At 60.6% G+C, this 20,687-nt stretch carries 21 protein-coding genes and 1 tRNA gene; 3 read left to right on the top strand and 19 right to left on the bottom strand.

The window, feature by feature from the left end:
- Positions 1 to 29: 29 nt before the first annotated feature.
- Complete coding sequence (locus AB1781_00760; protein ID MEW5703109.1) at positions 30 to 923, top strand: alpha/beta hydrolase; 894 nt, start codon at positions 30 to 32, stop codon at positions 921 to 923.
- Here the strand turns inward: AB1781_00760 and AB1781_00755 are convergent.
- The 3 genes from AB1781_00755 to AB1781_00745 form a co-directional block, all read right to left on the bottom strand.
- Positions 899 to 1,345: a polymer-forming cytoskeletal protein gene (locus AB1781_00755; GenBank protein ID MEW5703108.1), complete on the bottom strand. Its 447-nt coding sequence runs from the start codon at positions 1,343 to 1,345 to the stop codon at positions 899 to 901. The two genes, AB1781_00760 and AB1781_00755, sit on opposite strands and share 25 nt — an antisense overlap.
- A gap of 13 nt (positions 1,346 to 1,358) precedes the next feature.
- Positions 1,359 to 2,621, bottom strand: coding sequence for a peptidoglycan DD-metalloendopeptidase family protein (locus AB1781_00750; protein ID MEW5703107.1), 1,263 nt, complete (start codon positions 2,619 to 2,621; stop codon positions 1,359 to 1,361).
- Between the two features lie 223 nt (positions 2,622 to 2,844).
- Entirely contained in the window at positions 2,845 to 4,326 is a 1,482-nt protein-coding gene (locus AB1781_00745) for a pyridoxal-dependent decarboxylase (GenBank protein ID MEW5703106.1), read from the bottom strand.
- 186 nt (positions 4,327 to 4,512) lie between these two features.
- Here AB1781_00745 and AB1781_00740 point away from each other — a divergent pair, with 186 nt between their 5' ends.
- Positions 4,513 to 5,136, top strand: a complete 624-nt coding sequence (locus AB1781_00740; protein MEW5703105.1) for a transferase hexapeptide repeat family protein — start codon at positions 4,513 to 4,515, stop codon at positions 5,134 to 5,136.
- On the opposite strand, the gene AB1781_00735 is transcribed toward AB1781_00740, so the two are convergent.
- The 8 genes from AB1781_00735 to AB1781_00700 all read right to left on the bottom strand — a co-directional run bounded on the left by AB1781_00735 (position 5,133) and on the right by AB1781_00700 (position 11,004).
- Positions 5,133 to 6,137 (bottom strand): M48 family metallopeptidase, encoded by a 1,005-nt coding sequence (locus AB1781_00735; protein MEW5703104.1) that lies wholly within the window; start codon positions 6,135 to 6,137, stop codon positions 5,133 to 5,135. The two genes, AB1781_00740 and AB1781_00735, sit on opposite strands and share 4 nt — an antisense overlap.
- Positions 6,138 to 6,253: 116 nt before the next feature.
- On the bottom strand, positions 6,254 to 6,676 hold the full coding sequence (locus AB1781_00730; protein ID MEW5703103.1) for a DUF1489 domain-containing protein: 423 nt from the start codon (positions 6,674 to 6,676) through the stop codon (positions 6,254 to 6,256).
- Positions 6,677 to 6,761: 85 nt separating this feature from the next.
- On the bottom strand, positions 6,762 to 7,259 hold the full coding sequence (locus tag AB1781_00725; GenBank protein ID MEW5703102.1) for an Hpt domain-containing protein: 498 nt from the start codon (positions 7,257 to 7,259) through the stop codon (positions 6,762 to 6,764).
- A 44-nt stretch (positions 7,260 to 7,303) separates the two neighbouring features.
- A complete protein-coding gene (locus tag AB1781_00720) occupies positions 7,304 to 7,870 on the bottom strand; it encodes a response regulator (protein ID MEW5703101.1) in 567 nt (188 codons plus the stop codon).
- 125 nt (positions 7,871 to 7,995) lie between these two features.
- Positions 7,996 to 8,901, bottom strand: coding sequence for a hydroxymethylglutaryl-CoA lyase (locus AB1781_00715; GenBank protein ID MEW5703100.1), 906 nt, complete (start codon positions 8,899 to 8,901; stop codon positions 7,996 to 7,998).
- 78 nt (positions 8,902 to 8,979) lie between these two features.
- Positions 8,980 to 9,579, bottom strand: coding sequence for a 2-hydroxychromene-2-carboxylate isomerase (locus AB1781_00710; protein ID MEW5703099.1), 600 nt, complete (start codon positions 9,577 to 9,579; stop codon positions 8,980 to 8,982).
- Complete coding sequence (locus AB1781_00705; protein ID MEW5703098.1) at positions 9,580 to 10,770, bottom strand: acetyl-CoA C-acyltransferase; 1,191 nt, start codon at positions 10,768 to 10,770, stop codon at positions 9,580 to 9,582.
- A gap of 147 nt (positions 10,771 to 10,917) precedes the next feature.
- Positions 10,918 to 11,004 (bottom strand) — tRNA-Leu (locus AB1781_00700).
- A gap of 102 nt (positions 11,005 to 11,106) precedes the next feature.
- On the opposite strand from AB1781_00700, the gene lipB reads away from it, so the two are divergent.
- A complete protein-coding gene (lipB, locus tag AB1781_00695) occupies positions 11,107 to 11,757 on the top strand; it encodes a lipoyl(octanoyl) transferase LipB (protein MEW5703097.1) in 651 nt (216 codons plus the stop codon).
- 3 nt (positions 11,758 to 11,760) lie between these two features.
- Here lipB and AB1781_00690 read toward each other — a convergent pair whose 3' ends face one another.
- The 8 genes from AB1781_00690 to AB1781_00655 all read right to left on the bottom strand — a co-directional run bounded on the left by AB1781_00690 (position 11,761) and on the right by AB1781_00655 (position 20,638).
- Positions 11,761 to 12,036: an acylphosphatase gene (locus tag AB1781_00690; GenBank protein ID MEW5703096.1), complete on the bottom strand. Its 276-nt coding sequence runs from the start codon at positions 12,034 to 12,036 to the stop codon at positions 11,761 to 11,763.
- 4 nt (positions 12,037 to 12,040) lie between these two features.
- Positions 12,041 to 12,460 (bottom strand): hypothetical protein, encoded by a 420-nt coding sequence (locus AB1781_00685; GenBank protein ID MEW5703095.1) that lies wholly within the window; start codon positions 12,458 to 12,460, stop codon positions 12,041 to 12,043.
- Between the two features lie 18 nt (positions 12,461 to 12,478).
- Complete coding sequence (gene accC / locus AB1781_00680) at positions 12,479 to 14,464, bottom strand: acetyl-CoA carboxylase biotin carboxylase subunit (protein MEW5703094.1); 1,986 nt, start codon at positions 14,462 to 14,464, stop codon at positions 12,479 to 12,481.
- Between the two features lie 79 nt (positions 14,465 to 14,543).
- Entirely contained in the window at positions 14,544 to 16,076 is a 1,533-nt protein-coding gene (locus AB1781_00675) for an acyl-CoA carboxylase subunit beta (protein ID MEW5703093.1), read from the bottom strand.
- A gap of 119 nt (positions 16,077 to 16,195) precedes the next feature.
- Positions 16,196 to 16,915 (bottom strand): ATP12 family protein, encoded by a 720-nt coding sequence (locus AB1781_00670; protein MEW5703092.1) that lies wholly within the window; start codon positions 16,913 to 16,915, stop codon positions 16,196 to 16,198.
- The gene (locus AB1781_00665) at positions 16,912 to 17,907 is read right to left on the bottom strand and encodes an RluA family pseudouridine synthase (GenBank protein MEW5703091.1); all 996 of its coding nucleotides are present in this window, start codon (positions 17,905 to 17,907) and stop codon (positions 16,912 to 16,914) included. Before AB1781_00665 ends, AB1781_00670 begins: the two co-directional genes overlap by 4 nt.
- Complete coding sequence (locus AB1781_00660) at positions 17,907 to 19,220, bottom strand: replication-associated recombination protein A (protein ID MEW5703090.1); 1,314 nt, start codon at positions 19,218 to 19,220, stop codon at positions 17,907 to 17,909. The genes AB1781_00665 and AB1781_00660 overlap by 1 nt, the downstream gene beginning before the upstream one ends.
- On the bottom strand, positions 19,217 to 20,638 hold the full coding sequence (locus AB1781_00655; protein ID MEW5703089.1) for a DegQ family serine endoprotease: 1,422 nt from the start codon (positions 20,636 to 20,638) through the stop codon (positions 19,217 to 19,219). Before AB1781_00655 ends, AB1781_00660 begins: the two co-directional genes overlap by 4 nt.
- Positions 20,639 to 20,687 lie beyond the last annotated feature (49 nt).

Raw genomic sequence — 20,687 nt, 5'->3', positions numbered from 1 at the left:
CACCTGCTACAAAGCAATAAAATTGCCACATGAACCAGGGACCGCCAAGCTATCGTGAAAGGTATTTTACGTCCGAGGACGGGCTTCGCCTTTATTTTCGTGACTACGGCGGCCAGCTTGTAAAGAAAACGCCCTTGCTGTGCCTCGGCGGCCTGACGCGAAACTCCAGCGACTTCAGCGAATTTGCCGAGCTTCTAGCTGGCGAGCGACGCATCCTTGCGCCGGATTACCGGGGCCGCGGCCGGTCGGCTTACGATCCGAACTGGCAAAACTATCAGCCGCGCACCTATCTGAACGATATTCATCATTTGCTTGCCGTCACCGGCGTGCACCATGTCGTGATCGTCGGAACCTCGCTCGGCGGTATTCTCGGAATGGCGATGGGCGCTGCAAAACCCACGGCTCTGGCCGGCGTCATCCTGAACGATGTCGGGCCGGACATAAAGGCGGAAGGGCTGGCACGCATCGTGGCCTATATCCGCAAAGACCGCCCGCAACCGACCTGGCAAGCCGCCGCCAAGTATTTGCAGGCCATCATGCCGACTCTCTCGATCAAAACGGAGGCGGGCTGGGAAAAACTGGCGCGGCGGACATACCGTGAAGGCAAGAACGGACAGATGCACTTCGATTGGGACATCAATATCGTAAAACCGATGCTCGCAAGTCGGGAACCGCCGGTCAATTTATGGCCGTTCTACCGATCGCTTCGCAGCGTGCCGACGCTCGCGTTGCGTGGCGACCTTTCCGACATTCTGACGAAAGAGACGTTCAAGAAGATGGCGGCGGAAAAACCGGACCTGATACGGGTAACGGTCCCGGATTGCGGTCACGTACCGCTTCCCGATGACCCCATTCCCTTCGCTGCCATCGAAAGTTTCTTAAGCCGAGTGGACGGCGATCAGGCCGAGCGCCCGCCGGAATAGGCCGTATAGGAGGATTGGGCCAGCGCTTCTTCCTTCTCGGGCTCGACGGACACCGAACTCCTGCCGATCATCTCAACGGCGGGCCGGGTCGATTCGACATGACGGCAAGCGCCTTCGAGATAAGCCCCGGCATCGATCGCGAGCGTCTCATGGATGACATCACCGACGACGTGCGAGGTTTTTGTCAAGGTGACGGTCCGCGCACTGATCTGGCCGGTAACCGTTCCGCGGACCTGGACGCTTTCCGCGTCCACGTTGCCGGTGATCTTGGCGCTTTCGCCGACCGTCAAGGTCTGACTGCGAACATTACCCTCCACGATTCCATCGATCTGCAAATCGCCGTTGCTGATAAGGTCACCGGAAATGTGCAGATTGGCACTGATGATGGAAGGAATGGAAGGGTCCGAAAGGCCAGAGGTCATTCCATTCAGCTGCCTAGGATTTTTCCCAATTTTTGAAAACATGACTTCCCACCTTGAAAAAATTTATCGGATTGTATGGCGTGCCATTCACCCGTATTTCGTAATGAACATGGGTGCCCGTGCTGCGACCCGTGCTGCCCATCAAGCCAAGCTGTTCACGGAAACCGACGCGTTGGCCATTCTTCACGCTAATTATATGAAGGTGCCCGTAGCGCGTACGTATCCCACGGCCATGATCAATCTCCACCACCTTACCGTATTTTCCATTCCATCCGGTAAAAACGACAACGCCGGGCGCAGTGCTCAAGACGGGGGACTTGTGCGCACCGGCAAGATCAATCCCGTAATGCATGGCCGGCCGGTCATTTACGGGATCCACACGTCTGCCGTAATTGCTTGTAACATAGAAATTGTCGGAGGGTGTCGTGAGCGGCAGGGTGCGCAACAACTGCTGCATCCCTTCCCAGCGGTCAATGTTTCGGTCAAGCGTTGCCAGATCGGTCCGGAACGTTTCCTCCGGCACCGAATCCGGGCGCCAAGCCACAAAGGGGCCGCCCTGGCCAAGCTCGGTCGCCAGTCCTTCGGAAAGGGCGCGCTCGACATCGATTCCCAGCCCGGCGATCAGCTTCTTCGTTTCACTCAAATCGTCGCGCGTTTTTTCGGTAAGTGAGCGCACCAAATCGTGCTGGGAAGCGTAAATTTCTTCCATCCAGCCTTTGAGCCGTTGGTTGGCCTGGTAGATCATCTCCAACCCGGCGCGGTGCGCCTTCTCGGCTGAATCCATGGGTTCCCGTTCGGCTCCTACCTTCGTGACCGCGTCCGGCTTCACGATGCCGAGCAGGTAGCTGTGATTAGCCTCCAGGTTGTGGGCGGCAACGGCAAAACGCGCCTGGGATTCCGCGTACTGATCCAGAAGGTTGCGATAGGCGACCAGCGTCTCGGCGATCCGTTGGTTCTTTTCCGCCAGAACACGGTCTTTTGCGAAAAGGGCATTCGTCGCATAGCCGCCCCAGCCAACCAGCCCAACCGCAGCGATCAGGATGAGGGCTTGAACGCCATAGGAAAGATTAACGTAACGGACCCTGCCGTTCGAGCGCATCAGGATCTGCCGTTGCGGAAAGACCCGCTGGTGGAAGAAGGCCGGAAGTTTAACGGTAAGCCAGCGCCGCGCACGTGTCCGCAGCGGGTGGGAGCGAATTTTCGTTCGATACACTAGGCACCAGCGCGCCGCACGCGCGCAAACAGCACCACAGAATGCCCGGATAAACTCCGTCATCGCCTTGCCAACCCCCTGCGCGAGCCGCGCTCGAAAGGGCCTGAGTGTCTCAGGGAAAGTCCAACCTGTTAAAAGGTAGTGACTTCTTTCCCTTATTGCAGCCATTTCGCGCCTAGAAAACCTACCCGCAGGAGCGGCCTTGTTCAAGCCTCATCTCGGGACGCATTTGTTGGAAAACCGGCTTTTTTTATGAAAAACGCCGCAATTGACCCCTGGCAAGGGATCAACGGCCGCTCTCGGCAGCCAGGCAGGGCGAAGGCAGGCGTCGGCGGGCCGTTGCCTCATAGGCATCGATGCGCTGGAACAGCTTTACGATCGCGTCCTCTTCAAGATAGGGGTTGAGGAGGATCGCCCGCAGCCACCGCCCCCCACGAAAGCGCGGCAACGAAAGGAAGGCGTTTCCTTCCTTCAGCAAGTGGATTTGCAAGCTTTCGTTCCAGGCGTCCCGGGAATCGGGCGGCAGCCATTCTGGAACGGCACGGAAGCAGACAACGTTGAGTTCCGGACGCGCGGCAAGTTCCAGATAGGGGCGCGCGAGAACCTCTTTTACGAAGCGTTCCGTCAAACGGTACGCCTCGTCGATGAGGTGGGCGTAGCCTTCCCGGCCGATATGCTGAAGCGAAAGCCAGAGTTTCAGAATATCGGGATAGCGGGTTCCCTGAACGCTGATCTCGCCAAGGTTGAGGATGTCGTCCGGATCCTGCATGTAGGGAGCCTGAATTCGAAAAGTGTTCTTCAGATGGCGAGCGTCCCGGAACAGAATCATCGCGCAGGTCTTTGAAACGTAGAGCCACTTCTGGGGATTGAAGGCTAGCGAGTCGGCAAGCTCGACCCCTTGCAGGCGCCAACGCTGATTCCTGGAGAGAACAAGGGCGCCGCCGAACACGGCGTCCACATGGAACCAGAGGCCATGGGCCTTGGCCAGACGGTGCACATCGGCAAGCGGATCGATGTTGCCGGTCACCGTCGTCCCAGCCGTCGCAACCACGCAAAATGGCGCCTTGCCTTCCGCCTTGGCCTTCAGGATACCCCGTTCGAGGCTTGCGATATCCATGATGGAATTGGCAGCTGTCGCGACCGGAATTACCGCCGACGTGCCGAGCCCCAGCAGCATGGCCGCCTTCTGGATCGAGGTGTGCGCCGCTTCGGATGCGAACAGGACCGGTTGCCGGTCGAGACCGGCGATCCCCTTTCCATGGGCATCAAAGGCGAGGTTCCGCGCAACGGCAAGCGCCTGCAGGTTGGCGAGGCTTCCCCCGCTGAGCAGCACGCCGCCGGCGTCGTCGCCAAGACCAAACTCTTTCGCGATCGCCTTCAGGAGAAGCGGCTCCATGCGCGAAAAGACCGGCGACATCTCGACGCTTAGCATGTTGTTGTTCAGCGTCGAGGCGACAAAATCGGCAAGCACCGACATCGTCGTCGGCATGGGATCCATATGGCCGACATAGCCCGGATGCGCCGCGTTCATGGAACCCACCACAATCGCTCGTAGCATTTCCAGCAGGCGTTCCTTCGCGACCGGCTCTTCCGGAATGGCAACCGAGGCAGGCAAGTCTACTTTACCCGGCACCGGCGGGCGGCCTAGCGCGTCCGTCGCGTGGGAAAGCACGAGATCCAGCACCTCATGCGCCAGCGCATCGATCTCCGCCCGGTTCTTGCCGTAAGGGTCAATGAAGGCGGAGGTGGGAAGTTTTGAACGGTCCAAACGGGCCCTCCTCCTCGGTCGGAATAAGCGAGCGGACTATGCCCCGAAGGGCCATGGGGAACAAGCCGGAATTTTGCGGTGCCAAAGGAAAAAAGCCCAAGATTTCAGCCGCTTTTTATGGAAACCCCATGACAGGCATCGGCCCCGATACTATGCTCGCTCCGGACAGCACCGTGGAGACAGGCCGTGGCAAAACCACCCCCCGAGGCGCCAAATGTCTATGCCTTCGAAGGGATTATCCCCGTCATTGATCCTCGAAGCTTCGTTCACCCGACGGCTACCCTGATCGGCGACGTGATTGTGGGCCGGGGCTGTTATATCGGTCCGGGCGCCGCCTTGCGGGGAGATATCGGCCGAATCACGATTGGCGATGGAGCAAACATCCAGGACAATTGCGTCCTCCACTGCTTTCCAGGCCGCGAGACGATCGTCGAGACGAACGGTCATATCGGCCATGGGGCCGTTCTGCACGGCTGTATCGTGCGGCGCGACGCGCTGGTCGGCATGAACGCCGTCGTCATGGACGGCGCCGTCATAGGCGAGGAAAGCTTCGTCGCCGCGATGGCCTTCGTGCGATCCGAATTTCAAGTCCCGCCCCGCAGCCTGGTGGCGGGAATCCCGGCCAAAGTCTTACGTGACCTTACCGAAGCGGAAATCGCCTGGAAGAGCCAAGGAACCCGGGAATACCAGGCCCTTGCCGCAAAATCCCTTGCCACCTGCCGGGCAACGACGGCGCTCGCAGCACCGGAGCCCAACCGGCCGCGACACCCCGTAAGCGACACCAAGCCGCTCAAGGAAAAGCGCCGCTAGCCTCCTACTTTTGTGTTCTTCTTCATTTCCGGCCGGAGCCGCTTTCCCTCCGCCTGCTTCGCCTTGATTTCCTTGACCGTCTGTTCGAGCGCAAGGAAACGTTCCGGCGTTGAAGGATGGGTGGCGAGGAACCCTCCCGACTGAATGGCTTGCGGATGGGCAGCCGCCATCCGTCGCCAGAAATGCGCCGTTCCTTCGATCTCCAATCCGCTCAGCACCATGATATAGAGGCCGACATAATCCGCCTCCGCCTCGAAGTCCTGGCTGTACGCTGCCGACCCCAGGCGCCCGAAAGTCCCTTGCGTGTTCACCCCGCCGAGCGCCGCCAGAATGTCGGCCAGCGTGCCAAGCATGACGTTCCCCTGCTTGGCGGAAATGTGCTCCATCACGTTGTGGGCAAGCTCGTGGGCGATGACGGTTGCCAGCTCCGTATCCGATTCCGCAAAGCGGAGCATGCCGCGCATGATTACGATACGCGCCCCGTCCGCAAAGGCGTTTAACGAATCGTCATTCGCCAGCAAGACCGGATAGTTGCATCCAGTTTCCGGGGTAAGCGTGATCGAAATTGCCGCCGCGCCGCGTTCAACGTCCAGGGTGAACGCGGTTTTCTTTTGCGCGACTTCATCGTAAAGTTTCGCGAGTTCGGCCGAAGCCTTTTCCCCGGTTGGCAGCGGCTTTCCATCGATCCGGAGCAGAACGTCCCCTTCCCGGAGACCCGCCTTCTCGGCGGGGGATCCCGGGGCGATGAGAGAGACGCGCAGCTTTTCGCTATCGCCAAAAACCTTGCGGGCCGCCTTCCGAAATTCTTCGGGATAAGCGTAGATCGTAGAAACGCGCGCGCCGACTTGCGGGGCCACCTTGTCCTTGCAAAAAGAACGGCCGCCGACAAGAACCGGGTAGGCAACGCTGAACAGGCGGCGTTCGTGCCTCTGGAATAGTTCGATCGCGATCTCGCGTTGTATTTCCGCTTCCTGCTCGGCCAGCTTCGGGTCGACCGCCATACGTTGGGTTGTCGGGGCGCAAGCCGAAAAGAAAAAGGCCGCGAACGGTAGAAGGATGCTCGCACGCATCGCCAGACGGAAGACTTTATTTTTTTGGGGCATGCATAGGCTTTCGCTTAAAGAAGACCAAGGCCGCGCAACTCCGCCGCCATCTCCGGCGGAAGGCTGTCGTCCAGACCACCGGAATCCAAGTCGGCGGGAGCCCCTCCCTTTTCGAGATAGCGCCAGCCCTGCTGCGGTTTCCTCGGATAGAGTTGGGTCCTCACCAGCTTCGAATCAAGCCAGATTTCACAGTAATGCCGCCCTTCCTCATCCGCCTTCCGGTCAAGCCCGCATAGGCGCTGGCGAGCGCGAATATAGCCTTTGATGATCCAGTAGATCGACCCGCCGTCGAGGAGTTCGTCCCTCCGGCTGGGTGTGTTGCGCGTATGGATGCACACGCGCCCCGCACGGGCCGAGGCCATGCGTTTTTTCTGAACAACGGCAAGCTGATCGACGTCTTCGATCCCCACCGCCATCTTCACGAGATGAAGGGGCATAACCGCATATTAGAGGGAAGCCACTCTCGAAAGCCAGCACCCGTCAAACGCCCGCCGGCAGCCCTTCAGGCAAACGCGAGGAAAATCACGCGAGGCGGGCGCCGACCGCCTGAAGCGCGGATACCGTCTGCATGGCAAGCGGCTCTTTCTCATCTTGGATCCGCTCCCGCAGGACCACCTGCATCGCCTGTATATGCGCCTCGATCAGCCGAAATGTTGCATCGTCCATTGTCCTCTTCTTGCGAAGAAAACCGCAGAGCGACTCGCCAATCCGCGTCATGAGCGGATACCCGAAACTCAAGCCCTGCCCCTTGATATTGTGGGCAAGATCGAAAATCTCTTCCAGATGAGAGGCCTGCGCCTTGGCGGAAAGGCCCGTCATTTCCGTCAAAAGCCTGGCCATCCGATCCACGTCCGGGGTTACCCATGCGGGATAACTTTCATAAAGCGCCTCCAGTGCGGCTTCGGCCTGTTGGAGTTTTTCCGGGTCGATTTCAAAATCCGCCTCGCTCTTCACGCCCAACCGGACGCGAAGAAGATTGGCAGAGGGGATGACCAGATTTTCGCGCGGGTCGTTTTTCATGGCGTCACGCTAGCCCCTTGGTTTGGCGTTTGTGTTTTTCGATATTAGCCCTGCAGAAGCCTGCTGACTTCGTCCTGGGACAGACCTTCGGCACTAAGCTGTTGCTCGCTCCCAGGGTTTGTTTTTTTATTCCGGGAGCGCTGCAGGAAGTTGCTTTTCAACCGATCTTCGCGGAACCGTCGGCGGTCGGGTCCGAAATAATTCTTTTCGCGAACAAAGGATGGCGGATTGCGAATGACGCCAAGAATGCGCTGGTAAACGGATTTCGCTGAAACCGGCTTTGCCAGAAAATCTGTTATCCCGGCGTCGATGGAGGCGCGCAAACGGACGAACTCCGTATGCCCCGTTAACATGATGATATGGACATAGGGGTTCGGGCTGTCCTTGGCATTCCGCACAAGCCGTGTGAACTCAAGCCCATCCAGCGGCGACATGGCGAGATCCGTAAAGACGATATCGGCCGGGAAATTCCGGAGTTCCATGAAGGCGTCGGCGCCGTCATAAGCCTCGCGGACATTCTTCACGCCAAGCGAATAGAGAATCGCCTTCAGCAACTGCACCATGTGCTTGTTGTCATCGACAACGAGCACGTTAAGCGGTCCAAGGTCCACGTCCAGCTTTCCTCCCATCCTCGCCGCAAGCTGCTAACGGTATTGGGAGTGGAGCCTGGGGTACACACGTTTACATTTAGTAAACATGCGTATTATACAATCTATAGGTGTTGTGAATAAGGCGCTTAACTGCGCTTCCGGAAGGCCGCCATCCCTGCCCGCGAATTAACTTCCCGCCCAAGGGCATCGCAGATGAACTGGCCGGCATCGACCAGACGATCGAAATCAACGCCGGTTTCGATGCCGAGGCCGTTCAGCATATAGAGGACGTCCTCGCTCGCAACGTTACCGGTCGCCCCTTTCGCGTAGGGACACCCCCCAAGCCCGGCAACCGAGGAATCAACGACGGCGATCCCTTCCTCCAGCACGGCGTAAAGATTGGCCAGCGCCTGACCGTAGGTGTCGTGAAAATGGGCGGCGAGGCTTTCGACCGGTACGCGGGCGGCAACCGCCTCGACCATGCGTTTTGCCTTGGCCGGCGTTCCGGTTCCGATGGTGTCGCCGAGCGCAATTTCGTAGCAGCCCATCTCGTAAAGCTTAGCCGAATAGTCGGCGACGGCGGAAGGCGCGATCTCGCCCTCATAGGGACAACCCAGCACGCAGGAAACGGCCCCGCGCACGAGAATGCCATGCTTCTTCGCGGCCTCGCAGACCGGCGCGAAACGGTCGAGACTTTCCGCGATCGAACAATTGATGTTTCGCTGCGAGAAACTTTCGGAGACGGCACCGAAAATCTCGATTTCCTTGGCACCGGCGGCGAGCGCGCGCTCGAGCCCTTTTACATTCGGCACCAGAACCCCATAACGCAGGTCCGGCGTTTGACGAAGCTCTGCTAAAACCTCGGCGCTGTCCGCCATCTGGGGAATCGCCTTCGGGGACACAAAGGCGCCGACTTCGATCCTGCGCAGGCCGGTTTCAGCGAGGCGATGGATAAACGCGATCTTGACGGCGGTCGGCACCGCGCCGGGTTCGTTTTGCAGCCCGTCGCGCGGACCCACTTCGACCATGCGAACCGTCTTGGGAAGCGTCATCCGCCTTTTCTCCTTGCTGTCCCGGCATCGTATGGCGGGCGGTCCGGCGATTCTATCCGCAAAGAGCGCAAAACGGAATTACCAACCGCCTTTTTCCAGCCACCGCTCAACCTGATCCAACCGGTCCACCCCCCAAAAGCCTTCCCCGTCCACCAGAAAGAAGGGCGAACCAAATACCCCCTTCGCCATGGCTTCCTCGACTTCCTGACGCAGGCGCTCTTTGACGGGCGGCGCGTGGACGGCGGCGAGAAGGGCGGGTGCTTCGATGCCAAGGGTCGCCGCCACTGCCGCCACTTCCGCTTCGAAGGAAAGGTCGCGCCCCTCCCCCCATTCCGCATCGAAGACGGCCGTGGCGAAAGATTTTGCAAGCGCCTCGTCCCGGTCGAACAGCCAGTAATAGGCGCGGCTTGCCGTCAGGGAACGCATCGGCAGAACGGGCGGAATCTTGAGCGGCACCCCTAAAAGCCGCGCAAAGCGTTGCATGTCGTGAACCATGTAGGGCCCACGGAGAGGCTGATCGAAGATCGAGGGGACGCCGGCAAGCTTGGCGGCAGCCCCAACCAGGAAGGCCCGCCACGCAACGGTGCGGCCATGCCGCGCCGCTATTGCATCGATTTGCTTGCTGGCCAAGTAACCGTAAGGGGAACCGAAATCGAAATAGAAGAAGACCGGCGCCATCTAGTGCAGCCGCTCAACCGCCATGGCCGTAGCTTCGCCGCCGCCGATGCAAAGGGACGCCACCCCGCGATTAAGGTCGTACTTCTCAAGCGCGTTCAGCAGCGTGACCAGAATCCGGCAGCCCGAAGCGCCGATCGGATGACCAAGCGCACAGGCACCTCCATGAACGTTGACCTTGTCATGGGGCAGATCCAGCTCGCGCATCGCGACCATCGTCACGACGGCAAAGGCTTCGTTGATTTCATATAGATCAACGTCCTTCGCATCCCATTCGATTGTTTCGAGCAGTTTCTGGATGGCGAAGACGGGTGCCGTCGTAAACCACGCCGGATCTTGGGAATGGGTCGCGTGGGCCATAATCTTCGCCCGCGGCTTGAGCCCGCGTTTCTCGGCCTCCGAAAGCCGCATCAGCACGACGGCGGCCCCGCCATCGGAAATCGAGCTGGAATTGGCTGGCGTCACCGTGCCGTCTTTGCGGAACGCGGGTTTCAGATTCGGGATTTTGCCAAGGTCTGCCGACCGCGGCTGCTCGTCGAGGGTAAGGACCGTCTCGCCTTTCTTCGTCTTCACGGTGACCGGCACCACCTCGTCGGTGAAGGTGCCATCCTCTCCGGCCGTCTTGGCGCGCTTCAGCGAGGTGATGGCAAAGGCATCCTGTGCTTCGCGCGTGAACTGGTACTTCTCCGCCGTATTCTCGGCGAACACGCCCATCAGGTTATTGCCGCCTTTGAAGGGGTCCTGAAGACCGTCGTAGAACATGTGGTCGTACACTTCGCCATGGCCCATGCGGTACCCCCCGCGCGCCTTCGTGAGGAGATAAGGGGCGTTCGTCATGCTTTCCATGCCGCCGGCGACCATGACGTCGTTCGTGCCGGCCCGCAGCAGGTCATGCGCCAGCATGATCGCTTTCATGGCGGAGCCGCAGGCTTTGTTGATCGTCGTGCTGCCGGAACTTTCCGGAATACCGGCCCGCAAGGACGCCTGGCGTGCCGGTACCTGACCGCAACCCGCCGACAGTACGCAGCCGAGAATGACTTCTTTGACATCCGCCGGCAAGACACCGGCCCGTTCCATCGCGCCCTTGATGGCGATCGCACCGAGTTCCGGCGCGGTAACGTCCTTCAATTCGCCCTGAAAGCCGCCCATCGGGGTTCGCATCCCGCCGACGATAACGATCGGATCGCTAGCCATTTCCGATTTTCTCCAGTTTCTAGGTTGCGGTCCCTATGCCAATACCTTGGATTCCTGGACGCTCACCCGCATGGCTGCCGCCACGCCTTTTCAATAACCTGGGCCTTACCCGGATGGAGCGCCTTAATGAGCCATTTTCTTCAAGAATGGTGCGGTCGAGAAGACTCGAACTTCCACGGGGTTTCCCCCACAGCGACCTCAACGCTGCGCGTCTACCTATTCCGCCACGACCGCCCGCCAGCGCAGGACACTTGCCTTTCGCCAACCGGGGGAATACCAAATCGAAAAATGATGTGCAAGGACGCTCTATCAAAGGGGGCTCGGGGCCTCCCCGCCATGTCCATCGAATGGCGTGTCAGCAGGGAGCCCGTTCCCTACCCAAAAGCGGTCGCGGCGATGGAAACCCGGGTCGCCGCCATCCGTTCGGGCGAGGCCCCGGAAATGGTCTGGCTGCTCGAACATCCGCCGATTTATACGGCCGGCACCAGCGCCCGGCCGGAGGAGTTGCTAGAAGCCGGCCGATTTCCAGTCTACCCGACCGGGCGCGGCGGCCGGTTCACCTACCACGGCCCCGGCCAGCGGATCGGCTACGCGATGCTTGACCTACAACGCCGCGGAACCGATATCCGCTGCTACGTTCATAACCTCGAGGAATGGGTACTCCGCGCGCTCGCCCGCTTCGACCTGCGCGGCGAACGGCGAGAAGGGCGGATCGGTATCTGGATAGACCGGAGCCCCTTTGGCGGACGGCCCGGCCAGGAGGACAAGATCGCCGCGACCGGCGTGCGGGTCCGTCGTTGGGTGAGCTACCACGGGGTTGCGCTAAACGTTGCGCCCGATCTCGACCATTTCCGCGGAATCGTACCCTGTGGCATTGCGGACGCCAATTATGGCGTCACTTCGCTTGCCGATCTCGGCGTTACGGCCCCGATGGCGGACGTCGATACGGCCCTGAAGGAAACTTTCGAAGAAGTGTTCGGAAAGTGAAGGTTAGATGGTGGGGTACATCTCGAAATCGTCGCCGGCTTCCTCGTCCGTTGCCCGAACCTCGATTTCCGTGACCTGGGCGGCCAAGGGTCCGGCCTCGCAGGCGGCGATCATACCGGTCACCTCGGCCTCGGGACCCGCGATCAATGCCTCGACCGTTCCGTCGCGACGGTTCCGAACCCACCCGGCAAGCCCCCGTTTCTTCGCCTCGGCCACCGCCCAAGCCCGGTAACAGACGCCCTGCACGCGCCCGTGAATGCGAAGCAATACCTTCTGCATGCACTTATTTCGATCGGATCGAATGGTAGGCGGTGGCGGCGACGATGCCCCAAGCAAGGTTCACGACCACGGCAAGGAGCGGCGTCATCTCGCCAAGGGCAAGCCCGCCCATTCCCTGCCCGAGTTTATACGGGAAGACGATAAAAAGCTGGACGAGCGCAGGCGCGCATCCGAAGACCAACCCCCGCCGCACCGGTGATCTGGAAAGGAGCGGCAGCAACAGAAGCCCGCCCCAAAGCCCGCCCCATACCAGGCGCGGGTAAAGCCAAGCCGGCGTGATCTCCGGCGCAACCGCAACACCAAGCGCCGCCGTAATTCCCGCCGTCCCCAACAACCAAAGAAGCAAGCCGTTCGCAAGCCCCCCGAGGGCGCCGGCGCTAAACGCCAGGGCTGCGTTTCGAAAAAAGGCGTGCGCTTGTATCACCAGGCCCTCTTTCGGCGGTTACACTTCGAATTCGAGAATCATCTGATCGACGTTCAGGCTGTCCCCCGGCTTGGCGTGAACCTTCGCCACCTTGCAATCCTCCCCCGCCCGAAGAACGTTTTCCATCTTCATCGCTTCGATGACGGCAAGCTCTTCTCCCGCCTTCACTTCCTGGCCTTTTTTTACCGCCACGGAGACAAGAAGGCCGGGCATCGGAGAAAGAAGAAAGCCCGAGAGGTCTGGCGGCTCCTTCTCCGGCATAAGGGAGACGAGCTCCGCCCCGCGCCGCGTTACGACCAGCACAGCGTTCGTCGCGCCGGCGTGGCTTAGTCGAAATCCAACCCCGTTGCGATCGATCTGAACCGTGACGGCTTCGGCGTTGACGGTGCCTTGAAAAATCGGCGACCCCAACGACCATTGGCTGCGGACGGCATGGATCTTCCCGTTGATTGTTACGTCGAAGCCGTCCAGTTCCGGCTTGAGAAAAACCGGACAATGCTCGCCGTTCAGGATTACGACCCATTCCGTACCCACCCCCGCGCCGTGGCGCGGCATCTGGCCGCTGACGGCAGCCGCACGTTCGGCGAAGCGCTGGTGCGCCATCGCCGCCACGGCAATCAGCATTTCCTGATTTTTTTTCGAAAGGACGGTGCCGGTAAAGCCCTCTGGAAACTCTTCGGCGATGAAATGCGTGGTGAGCTTGCCTGCCATAAAGCGCGGATGCCCCATGACGGCGGCGAGAAAAGGAATATTCTGGTTGATTCCGCGGATATAGTAGGCGTCCAGCGCCGCACGCATGCGCTGAATCGCCGCCGCACGGTCGGGCCCGTATGTGCACAGCTTCGCGATCATCGGATCGTAGAAAAGACTGATCTCGCTTCCTTCTATTACCCCGCTGTCGACACGGACTCCCTCGCCGGACGGCTCGCGATAGCGAACGAGACGCCCGATGGAAGGCAGGAAGTTCCGAAGCGGGTCTTCCGCGTAGATGCGCGCCTCGACCGCCCAGCCTTTCCACTTCACGTCTTTTTGCTTGATGGCAAGCTTCTCGCCCGCCGCGACGCGGATCATCTGTTCGACGAGATCGATACCGGTCACGAGTTCGGTGACGGGGTGCTCAACCTGCAGACGGGTGTTCATTTCCAGGAAGTAGAAATTTCCCTTCCCGTCGAGAACGAACTCAACGGTGCCGGCCGAACGGTAACCGACCCGCTTCGCCAGGGCCACCGCCTGCTTCCCCATCGCCTCGCGGGTCGCAGGTTTGATCGCCGGGCTCGGCGATTCTTCGATGATCTTCTGGTGCCGCCGCTGGATCGAACATTCCCGCTCACCCAAATGGATGACGTTTCCGAAGCCGTCCGCCAACACCTGAATCTCGATATGGCGCGGTTCGGTAATGTATTTTTCGATGAAAAGCCGGTTGTCTCCGAAGCTGGATTTCGCCTCGTTCTGGGCCGAACGGAAGCCGTCGTGAACTTCTTTTTCGTTCTGCGCGATCCGCATACCCTTGCCACCCCCCCCAGCCGTCGCCTTCAGCATGACGGGGTAGCCGATTTGCTTGGCGAGCCGGACCGCCTCTTCCGCGTTCTTCATGACGCCGATATGGCCCGGGATGACGTTGACGCCGGCCTCGCTGGCAAGCTTCTTCGATTCGATCTTGTCCCCCATCGCGGCGATCGCCTCCGGCGGCGGGCCGATGAAGGCGACCTTCGCCTTGGCCAGCGCCATGGCGAAGGCGCGGTTTTCGGACAAAAAGCCGTAACCGGGGTGCACGGCCTCGGCGCCGCTGTCCAGGACCGCCTTCACGATCTTCGGAATGGCGAGGTAGCTTTCTGCGGAAGGCGCCGGCCCAAGGAAAACCGCTTCGTCCGCCATCTGAACGTGAGGGGCGTCCTGGTCTGCCTCGGAATAGACGGCGACGGTGCGGATGCCCATCTTGCGAGCCGTGCGGATGACGCGGCAAGCGATTTCCCCTCGGTTGGCAATCAAAATTTTCTTGAACATCGCCATCGGTTTTCCTGACGCATTCCCTCCGCCCCGCCCCCACCCCCAGTACGGCAGACGGACGGGATTGTCTTTCCGTTCAAAGAGGGATATTCGGGTGTTTCTTCCAGGGGTTATCGAGTTTCTTGTTCTTCAGCATGGCTAACGACCGGCTGATCCGCCGCCGTGTGTTATGCGGCATGATGACATCGTCAACGAATCCCCGATGCCCGGCGATAAAGGGATTGGCGAATTTCTTCCGGTACTCTTCCGTTCGCTCTTCGATTTTTTTCGTATTTCCCGCGTCCTGCCGGAAGATGATTTCAACCGCCCCCTTGGGGCCCATGACGGCAATTTCAGCCGTCGGCCACGCATAGTTCACATCCCCACGCAGATGCTTCGAGCTCATCACATCGTAGGCGCCGCCATAGGCCTTCCGCGTGATGACGGTTACTTTCGGGACCGTCGCCTCGGCGAAGGCAAAGAGCAATTTCGCGCCGTGCTTGATGATGCCGCCGTATTCCTGGCCGGTTCCCGGCAGGAACCCAGGCACGTCCACAAAAGTGACGACGGGAATGTTGAAGCAATCGCAAAAACGCACGAAGCGCGCCGCCTTGCGCGAGGAATCGATGTCGAGGCAACCGGCAAGCACCATCGGCTGATTGGCCACGATGCCGACCGTCGTCCCGTCGATGCGTCCAAAGCCGATAAGGATGTTTTGCGCATAGGTCGGCTGAATCTCGAAAAAATCGCCTTCGTCGACGACTTTCAGGATCAATTCTTTCATGTCGTAGGGCTTGTTTGGATGCACCGGCACCAAGGTGTCGAGGGATTCCTCGGCCCGGTCCGGCGCATCGGATGTTGGGTAGGTCGGCGGCGGCTCCCGATTCGAAGACGGCAGGAAATCCATCAGGCGACGCGCCTGCAGCAAGGCTTCAACATCGTTTTCCAAAGCCAGGTCCGCCACCCCCGAGCGCGTCGTATGCGTAATGGCGCCGCCGAGCTCTTCCTGGGTCACCGTTTCATGGGTAACCGTTTTTACGACGTCGGGCCCGGTGACGAACATGTAGGAGGCGTCCTTCACCATGAAAATAAAATCCGTCATCGCCGGCGAATAAACCGCACCGCCCGCGCACGGACCCATGATGAGCGAGAGCTGCGGAATAACGCCGGAAGCGTCCACGTTTCGCTGAAAGACATCGGCGTAGCCGGCGAGCGAAGCAATCCCTTCCTGGATGCGCGCGCCGCCGGAATCGTTGATCCCGATAACCGGCGCCCCCACCTTCATGGCCTGGTCCATAATTTTGCAGATCTTCTCGGCGTGGGTTTCGCTGAGGGAGCCGCCGAAGACGGTGAAGTCCTGGCTGAAAACGAAGACGAGGCGGCCGTTGATCGTGCCGTGGCCGGTGACGACGCCGTCGCCGGGAATTTTCTGCTGGTCCATGCCGAAATCACCGCACCGATGCTCGACGAACATGTCGTATTCTTCGAAGGAATCCGGATCGAGCAGAACCTCAAGACGCTCACGAGCGGTGAGTTTTCCTTTCGCGTGCTGGGCCGCCACACGTTTCTTGCCGCCGCCGGCGCGCGCCGCGGCGCGTTTGCGCTCGAGCTCTTCCAGGATGTTTTTCATGAACGCTACCTTCCCGCCAAGGCCGGCCCGGACCCTTGATGGTTTCGAGGGTCTCTGCCCCCGATTATTCAAGAATATGAAGGCCTTGTGACGGAAGCTACCTGAGGCGGGGGACGCCGTCAACTGCCTGAAAGCGGGGCCAGCGAATCGTTGCCAAGGACAAGAAAGCGTTCGGCCGCGGCGAGATTTTCACGGAGGTCGTTGCGCCGCGCCTCCGCCTCCGGAACCCTGCCCCATTTCTCGATTTGGAAAGTTTCATCGAGCTGAGAAATCTGCCAGGCGGTTTCCGCGTCAATCTTTGCTTCGAGCAGCGCCAGCCCCAGGACCAAGGAACCGCAAATCGCCGTGGATTCGCGCAACGCCGTCAGACGGAGGTTGTTCATGCCGGAGACGGCCGCCTCAAGAGCGGCAAGGGAAGCAGCCGGTTGATCAAGGGCGACGATATCCGTCGTCACGGCAAGGGGCGCATCGAAGCGACCGGCCACCCAGTCTAGCAGGGGTTGCCAGACTGCCAGCTGGCGCTCGGCAAGTTCCAACGGTTCGGCGACCCGGTAGCAAAGAAGGTCCGTCGTCACGTATTTCACCACCTCGGCGACGACCGTCTCGCGCGCCGCCGCAACGTGATCGAGAGTAATAGCCGCAAGACGCATAAGCGGCATCCGATGCGGTTGGATTTCCGCTTCCTGGCTTTCCCATTCTTCAGCGATTGCCTCGGCAAGCGGGCGCGAGACAAGAACGACGGCCGTCCCGAAGGGCGTGCGGACCGTCTTGCCATCAAGGGTCACCGCGAAGCCTTCCGTCTCCTGCCTGACACCGGCCGTTTTAAAGAAACGTTTCACAACACACCCGAAGCAAAGTCGGCGAAGGGGTCGCCCTTGAACGCTGGATCGAAACCAAAACAGGCCCAGCTTGCCAGCAGGTCCTCGGGCAAGGGCGCAAGAATCCGCACCTTTCCCTTCTTGGGGTGCGGAAATTCGATCGCCCGGGCGTGCAGGTGAAGCCGCTTGGCAAGCCCGGCCCCCTCGATCCGCGCCGCTGACCCACCGTATTTGTAGTCGCCCAGGATCGGAACTCCGAGCGTCGCGCAGTGGACACGAAGCTGATGGGTCCGCCCGGTCAACGGTAGGAGCGCAAGCCACGCCGCCTTCTGGCCAGCCTGGTCGAGAACCGCGTAACGGGTTCGCGCCACCTTGCCTTCCGCGGCGCTGGCAACGACGCGCTCATGCTTGCCATGGGCCAATTTAGCCAACGGCGCCGTAATCTCACCCCTTGGTGGCCTGGGCACGCCGCGAACGAGCGCCCAGTAAACCTTGCGCATGGCGGTTTTCTCACGAAAAGCCGCCGCAAGCCAGGCGGCGGCGGACGGCGTGCGGGCAAGAACCAGAACGCCGCTTGTTTCCCGGTCAAGGCGGTGGACGAGGCGCGGACGCTCCTTTTTTTCGAACCGGAGCGCCTCCAGCATACCGTCGAGATGGTGGCGGGTTTTCGTGCCTCCCTGCACGGCAAGGCCAGCCGGCTTGTCAATGGCAAGGATGTCGGCGTCCTTATATAAGACACGCGCCCGCAAGGCCTTGGCTTCGGCCGCCGAGGGTGCCGGTCTCACTTCCTGAGACGGCCGTTCCACCGTCCGTAGGGGCGGTATGCGAATCGTTTGACCGGATTCGAGACGAAGGCCCGCTTTCGCGCGCCGGCCATCGACCCGGACTTCGCCCTTGCGAAGCAGTCTCTCCAGGTGGGTATGGGGCAGTTCCGGAAAGTGCCGACGAAACCAGCGATCCAGACGAAGTCCACCTTCGTCCGCCGCCACGCCGCGGGAGTGCACCTTGGGCATTATCTTTTTTCTTCTTCCGTTCTGTTTCCGGCCAGGCGTTCGCGAAGTTCCAGCCAGCGCGTCAGACGCTCACGAAGTGAGCGCTCATACCCGCGATCGGAAGGGCGATAGAAGCCGGGGCGTTCCATGCCGTCGGGAAAATAGTTCTGACCGGAGACCGCTTCCGCCACGTCGTGATCATAGACGTAGCCCTTGCCATAGCCTAATTCCTGCATCATCCGGGTCGGCGCGTTCAGGATATGCTGGGGGGGCATGAGCGAACCGCTCTCGACCGCGGCCTGGTTGGCGGCACCGAAGGCCTTGTAGGCGGCGTTCGACTTCGGCGCGGTCGCCAGGTAAATGACGGCCTGGGCGACGGCAAGCTCGCCTTCCGGCGAACCGAGAAAATCATAGGCATCCTTTGCCGCCAAGGCCTGATGGATGGCTTCGGGATCGGCCAGGCCGATGTCCTCGACCGCGAAGCGGACAAGGCGGCGCACGACGTAAAGGGGATCTTCCCCACCCGCCAGCATGCGCGCCAGCCAGTAGAGGGCGGCATCCGCGTCGGAACCGCGAAGCGATTTGTGGAGCGCGCTGATGAGGTTGTAATGGCCTTCCCGGCCTTTATCGTAGATGGGCGCGCGCCGCTGCACGGCGGCGAGAAGGCCTGCCGTATCGAGCAGCAGCTTCGGCGGCTGCAGGAAAAGGTCCTCGACCAGATTGAGAAGAAAACGCCCGTCGCCGTCCGCCATCGCAAGAAGCGCGTGGCGGGCGTCCGGGTCGAGCGGTGTTTTCTTTCCTTCCGCCGCCTCGGCGCGCTCCAACAGGGTTTTGAGGGACTGCTCGTCGAGCCGCCTTAGAACGAGCACCTGGCAGCGGGAAAGAAGCGGCGCGTTCAGCTCGAAGGAGGGGTTTTCGGTGGTCGCCCCCACCAAAGTGACGGTGCCGTCCTCGACGTAAGGCAGAAAGCCATCCTGCTGGGCCCGGTTGAAGCGGTGAATCTCATCGACGAAGAGGAGGGTCCCCTCTCCCGCCGCGCGGCGCTTCTTCGCCACATCGAATACCCGCCGCAGATCCGCCACGCCGGAAAAAACGGCGGAGAGGGAGACGAAGTCAAGCGAGGTACGGTCGGCCAGCAACCGGGCGATCGTCGTCTTGCCGCAACCCGGCGGCCCCCAAAGGATCATCGAAACCAAATGCCCCGATGCCAGCATGCGCCCAATAGGCGCGTCCGGACCCAGCAAATGGTCCTGGCCCACGACGTCCTCGATCCGTTTGGGGCGAAGGCGATCCGCTAACGGTTTTGGCGCCTGCGATTCAAAAAGGGTCGTCACCTTTGTTGTAGGGTCGTCGTAAAGACGTCCTCCCCCCGACGAAGAGTGATGCGCCAGGTGGTTGTCGGCTTGGCAAGAGAATCCATCAAATTCTTTACCAGCTTGATGTCCTGGTCGTTGATTTTCAGCACGACGTCGCCGACCTCGAGGCCGATCCGATTGGCCGGGCTGCCACGAACGATTTCGAGAACGACAACGCCTGGACGCATGCCGTCGACGCCAAGCTCTTCGGCCAAGGCGGGAGAAAGATTGGCGGCCTTGGCGCCGGCAAACGGATGGGCCCCGTCGAGTTGAGTCTCGTTCCGGGGCGGGTCTTCCGGCGGCGGCATCAAAGTGGTCGTCAATTCTTGATTCCGGCGGGTTCGCACAATCGAGACATCAATTTTCGCATTCGGCGTCATCGTCGCAATCCGATAGCGAAGGGTCTCAAGATCATATATCTCATGGCCCTCAATCCGGGTGATCACGTCCCCGACCTTGACCCCGGCCCGATCCGCCGGGCCTCCGGGATAAACGGCGTTCACGAGAACCCCGACGGGTCGGTCTAACCCTAGGGAATTCGCAAGTTCCCGGGTAACGGCTTGGCCCGAAGCCCCGAGCCAAGGCCGAACCAGGCCGCCGCCCTCGGCCGCGTGAAGGACCGTGCGCGCCATGTTTGTCGGGACCGCAAAGCCGATCCCGATCGAAGAGCCCGTGCGCGAATATATCGCGGAATTGATGCCGATCAGGCGCCCATCCAGCGTCACCAACGCGCCCCCCGAATTCCCCGGATTGATGGCCGCGTCGGTCTGGATGAAGAAGTGGTAGTCGGTTACCCCTACCGTCGTGCGGGCAAGCGCCGAGACGATGCCATTCGTCACCGTCTGTCCAACGCCGAAGGGGTTACCGATGGCCAGCACAAGATCACCGACCTCGAGATCGTCGGAATCCCCCATCTCCAGATAGGGAAGCGCCTCGTTGCCTGTCTTGATCCGGAGAACCGCAAGGTCCGTCCGTTTGTCGGCCATGACGATTTCGGCGGGGAATTCCCGCCGGTCGGCCAGCGCCACGATTACTTCCCGGCTGTCGGCAATCACGTGATTGCTGGTCATAATCAAGCCGTCCGGCCGGACGATGACGCCCGAGCCGAGCGAGCTTTGTTCACGTTTTCGCCTTGGGCCCTGCCCTTCTCCGAAGAAGCGCTGGAAGAAGGGGTCATCGAAAAAGGGGAGACCCTGCCCTTCAACAATTTTTCGAGTGTAGATATTGACGACGGCGGGCGCCGCTTTTTTCACCACCGGCGCAAAGGAAATCTGGATTTGCTCTTTTGATTCCGGCGCGAGGCGGGTTTGCGCCAGAGCCTGACCAGACAGGCAAAAAGCGATCCATGGCATGCCCAGCATTGCGGCAAAAACGCAAACAAGGGCCCGTTTTTTCAATCCTCGCCTCCTTCGGGCGGCGGCCGATGAAACGAATAAAAAAGGGGCA

The organism is Pseudomonadota bacterium (genome assembly GCA_040752895.1).
Lineage (GTDB): Bacteria > Pseudomonadota > Alphaproteobacteria.
Note: the sequence above shows the minus strand (reverse complement) of the source record. Positions and strands in the feature narration are given on the sequence as shown.

What these genes read in the sequence shown, in the direction of transcription:
- AB1781_00760 (MEW5703109.1), top strand. Translation starts at nt 30, where the DNA reads ATGAACCAGGGACCGCCAAGCTATCGTGAAAGGTATTTTACGTCCGAG.
- AB1781_00755 (MEW5703108.1), bottom strand. Translation starts at nt 1,345, where the DNA reads ATGACCTCTGGCCTTTCGGACCCTTCCATTCCTTCCATCATCAGTGCC.
- AB1781_00750 (MEW5703107.1), bottom strand. Translation starts at nt 2,621, where the DNA reads ATGACGGAGTTTATCCGGGCATTCTGTGGTGCTGTTTGCGCGCGTGCG.
- AB1781_00735 (MEW5703104.1), bottom strand. Translation starts at nt 6,137, where the DNA reads ATGGCGGTCGACCCGAAGCTGGCCGAGCAGGAAGCGGAAATACAACGC.
- AB1781_00730 (MEW5703103.1), bottom strand. Translation starts at nt 6,676, where the DNA reads ATGCCCCTTCATCTCGTGAAGATGGCGGTGGGGATCGAAGACGTCGAT.
- AB1781_00725 (MEW5703102.1), bottom strand. Translation starts at nt 7,259, where the DNA reads ATGAAAAACGACCCGCGCGAAAATCTGGTCATCCCCTCTGCCAATCTT.
- AB1781_00715 (MEW5703100.1), bottom strand. Translation starts at nt 8,901, where the DNA reads ATGACGCTTCCCAAGACGGTTCGCATGGTCGAAGTGGGTCCGCGCGAC.
- AB1781_00710 (MEW5703099.1), bottom strand. Translation starts at nt 9,579, where the DNA reads ATGGCGCCGGTCTTCTTCTATTTCGATTTCGGTTCCCCTTACGGTTAC.
- AB1781_00705 (MEW5703098.1), bottom strand. Translation starts at nt 10,770, where the DNA reads ATGGCTAGCGATCCGATCGTTATCGTCGGCGGGATGCGAACCCCGATG.
- lipB (MEW5703097.1), top strand. Translation starts at nt 11,107, where the DNA reads ATGTCCATCGAATGGCGTGTCAGCAGGGAGCCCGTTCCCTACCCAAAA.
- AB1781_00690 (MEW5703096.1), bottom strand. Translation starts at nt 12,036, where the DNA reads ATGCAGAAGGTATTGCTTCGCATTCACGGGCGCGTGCAGGGCGTCTGT.
- accC (MEW5703094.1), bottom strand. Translation starts at nt 14,464, where the DNA reads ATGTTCAAGAAAATTTTGATTGCCAACCGAGGGGAAATCGCTTGCCGC.
- AB1781_00675 (MEW5703093.1), bottom strand. Translation starts at nt 16,076, where the DNA reads ATGAAAAACATCCTGGAAGAGCTCGAGCGCAAACGCGCCGCGGCGCGC.
- AB1781_00665 (MEW5703091.1), bottom strand. Translation starts at nt 17,907, where the DNA reads ATGCCCAAGGTGCACTCCCGCGGCGTGGCGGCGGACGAAGGTGGACTT.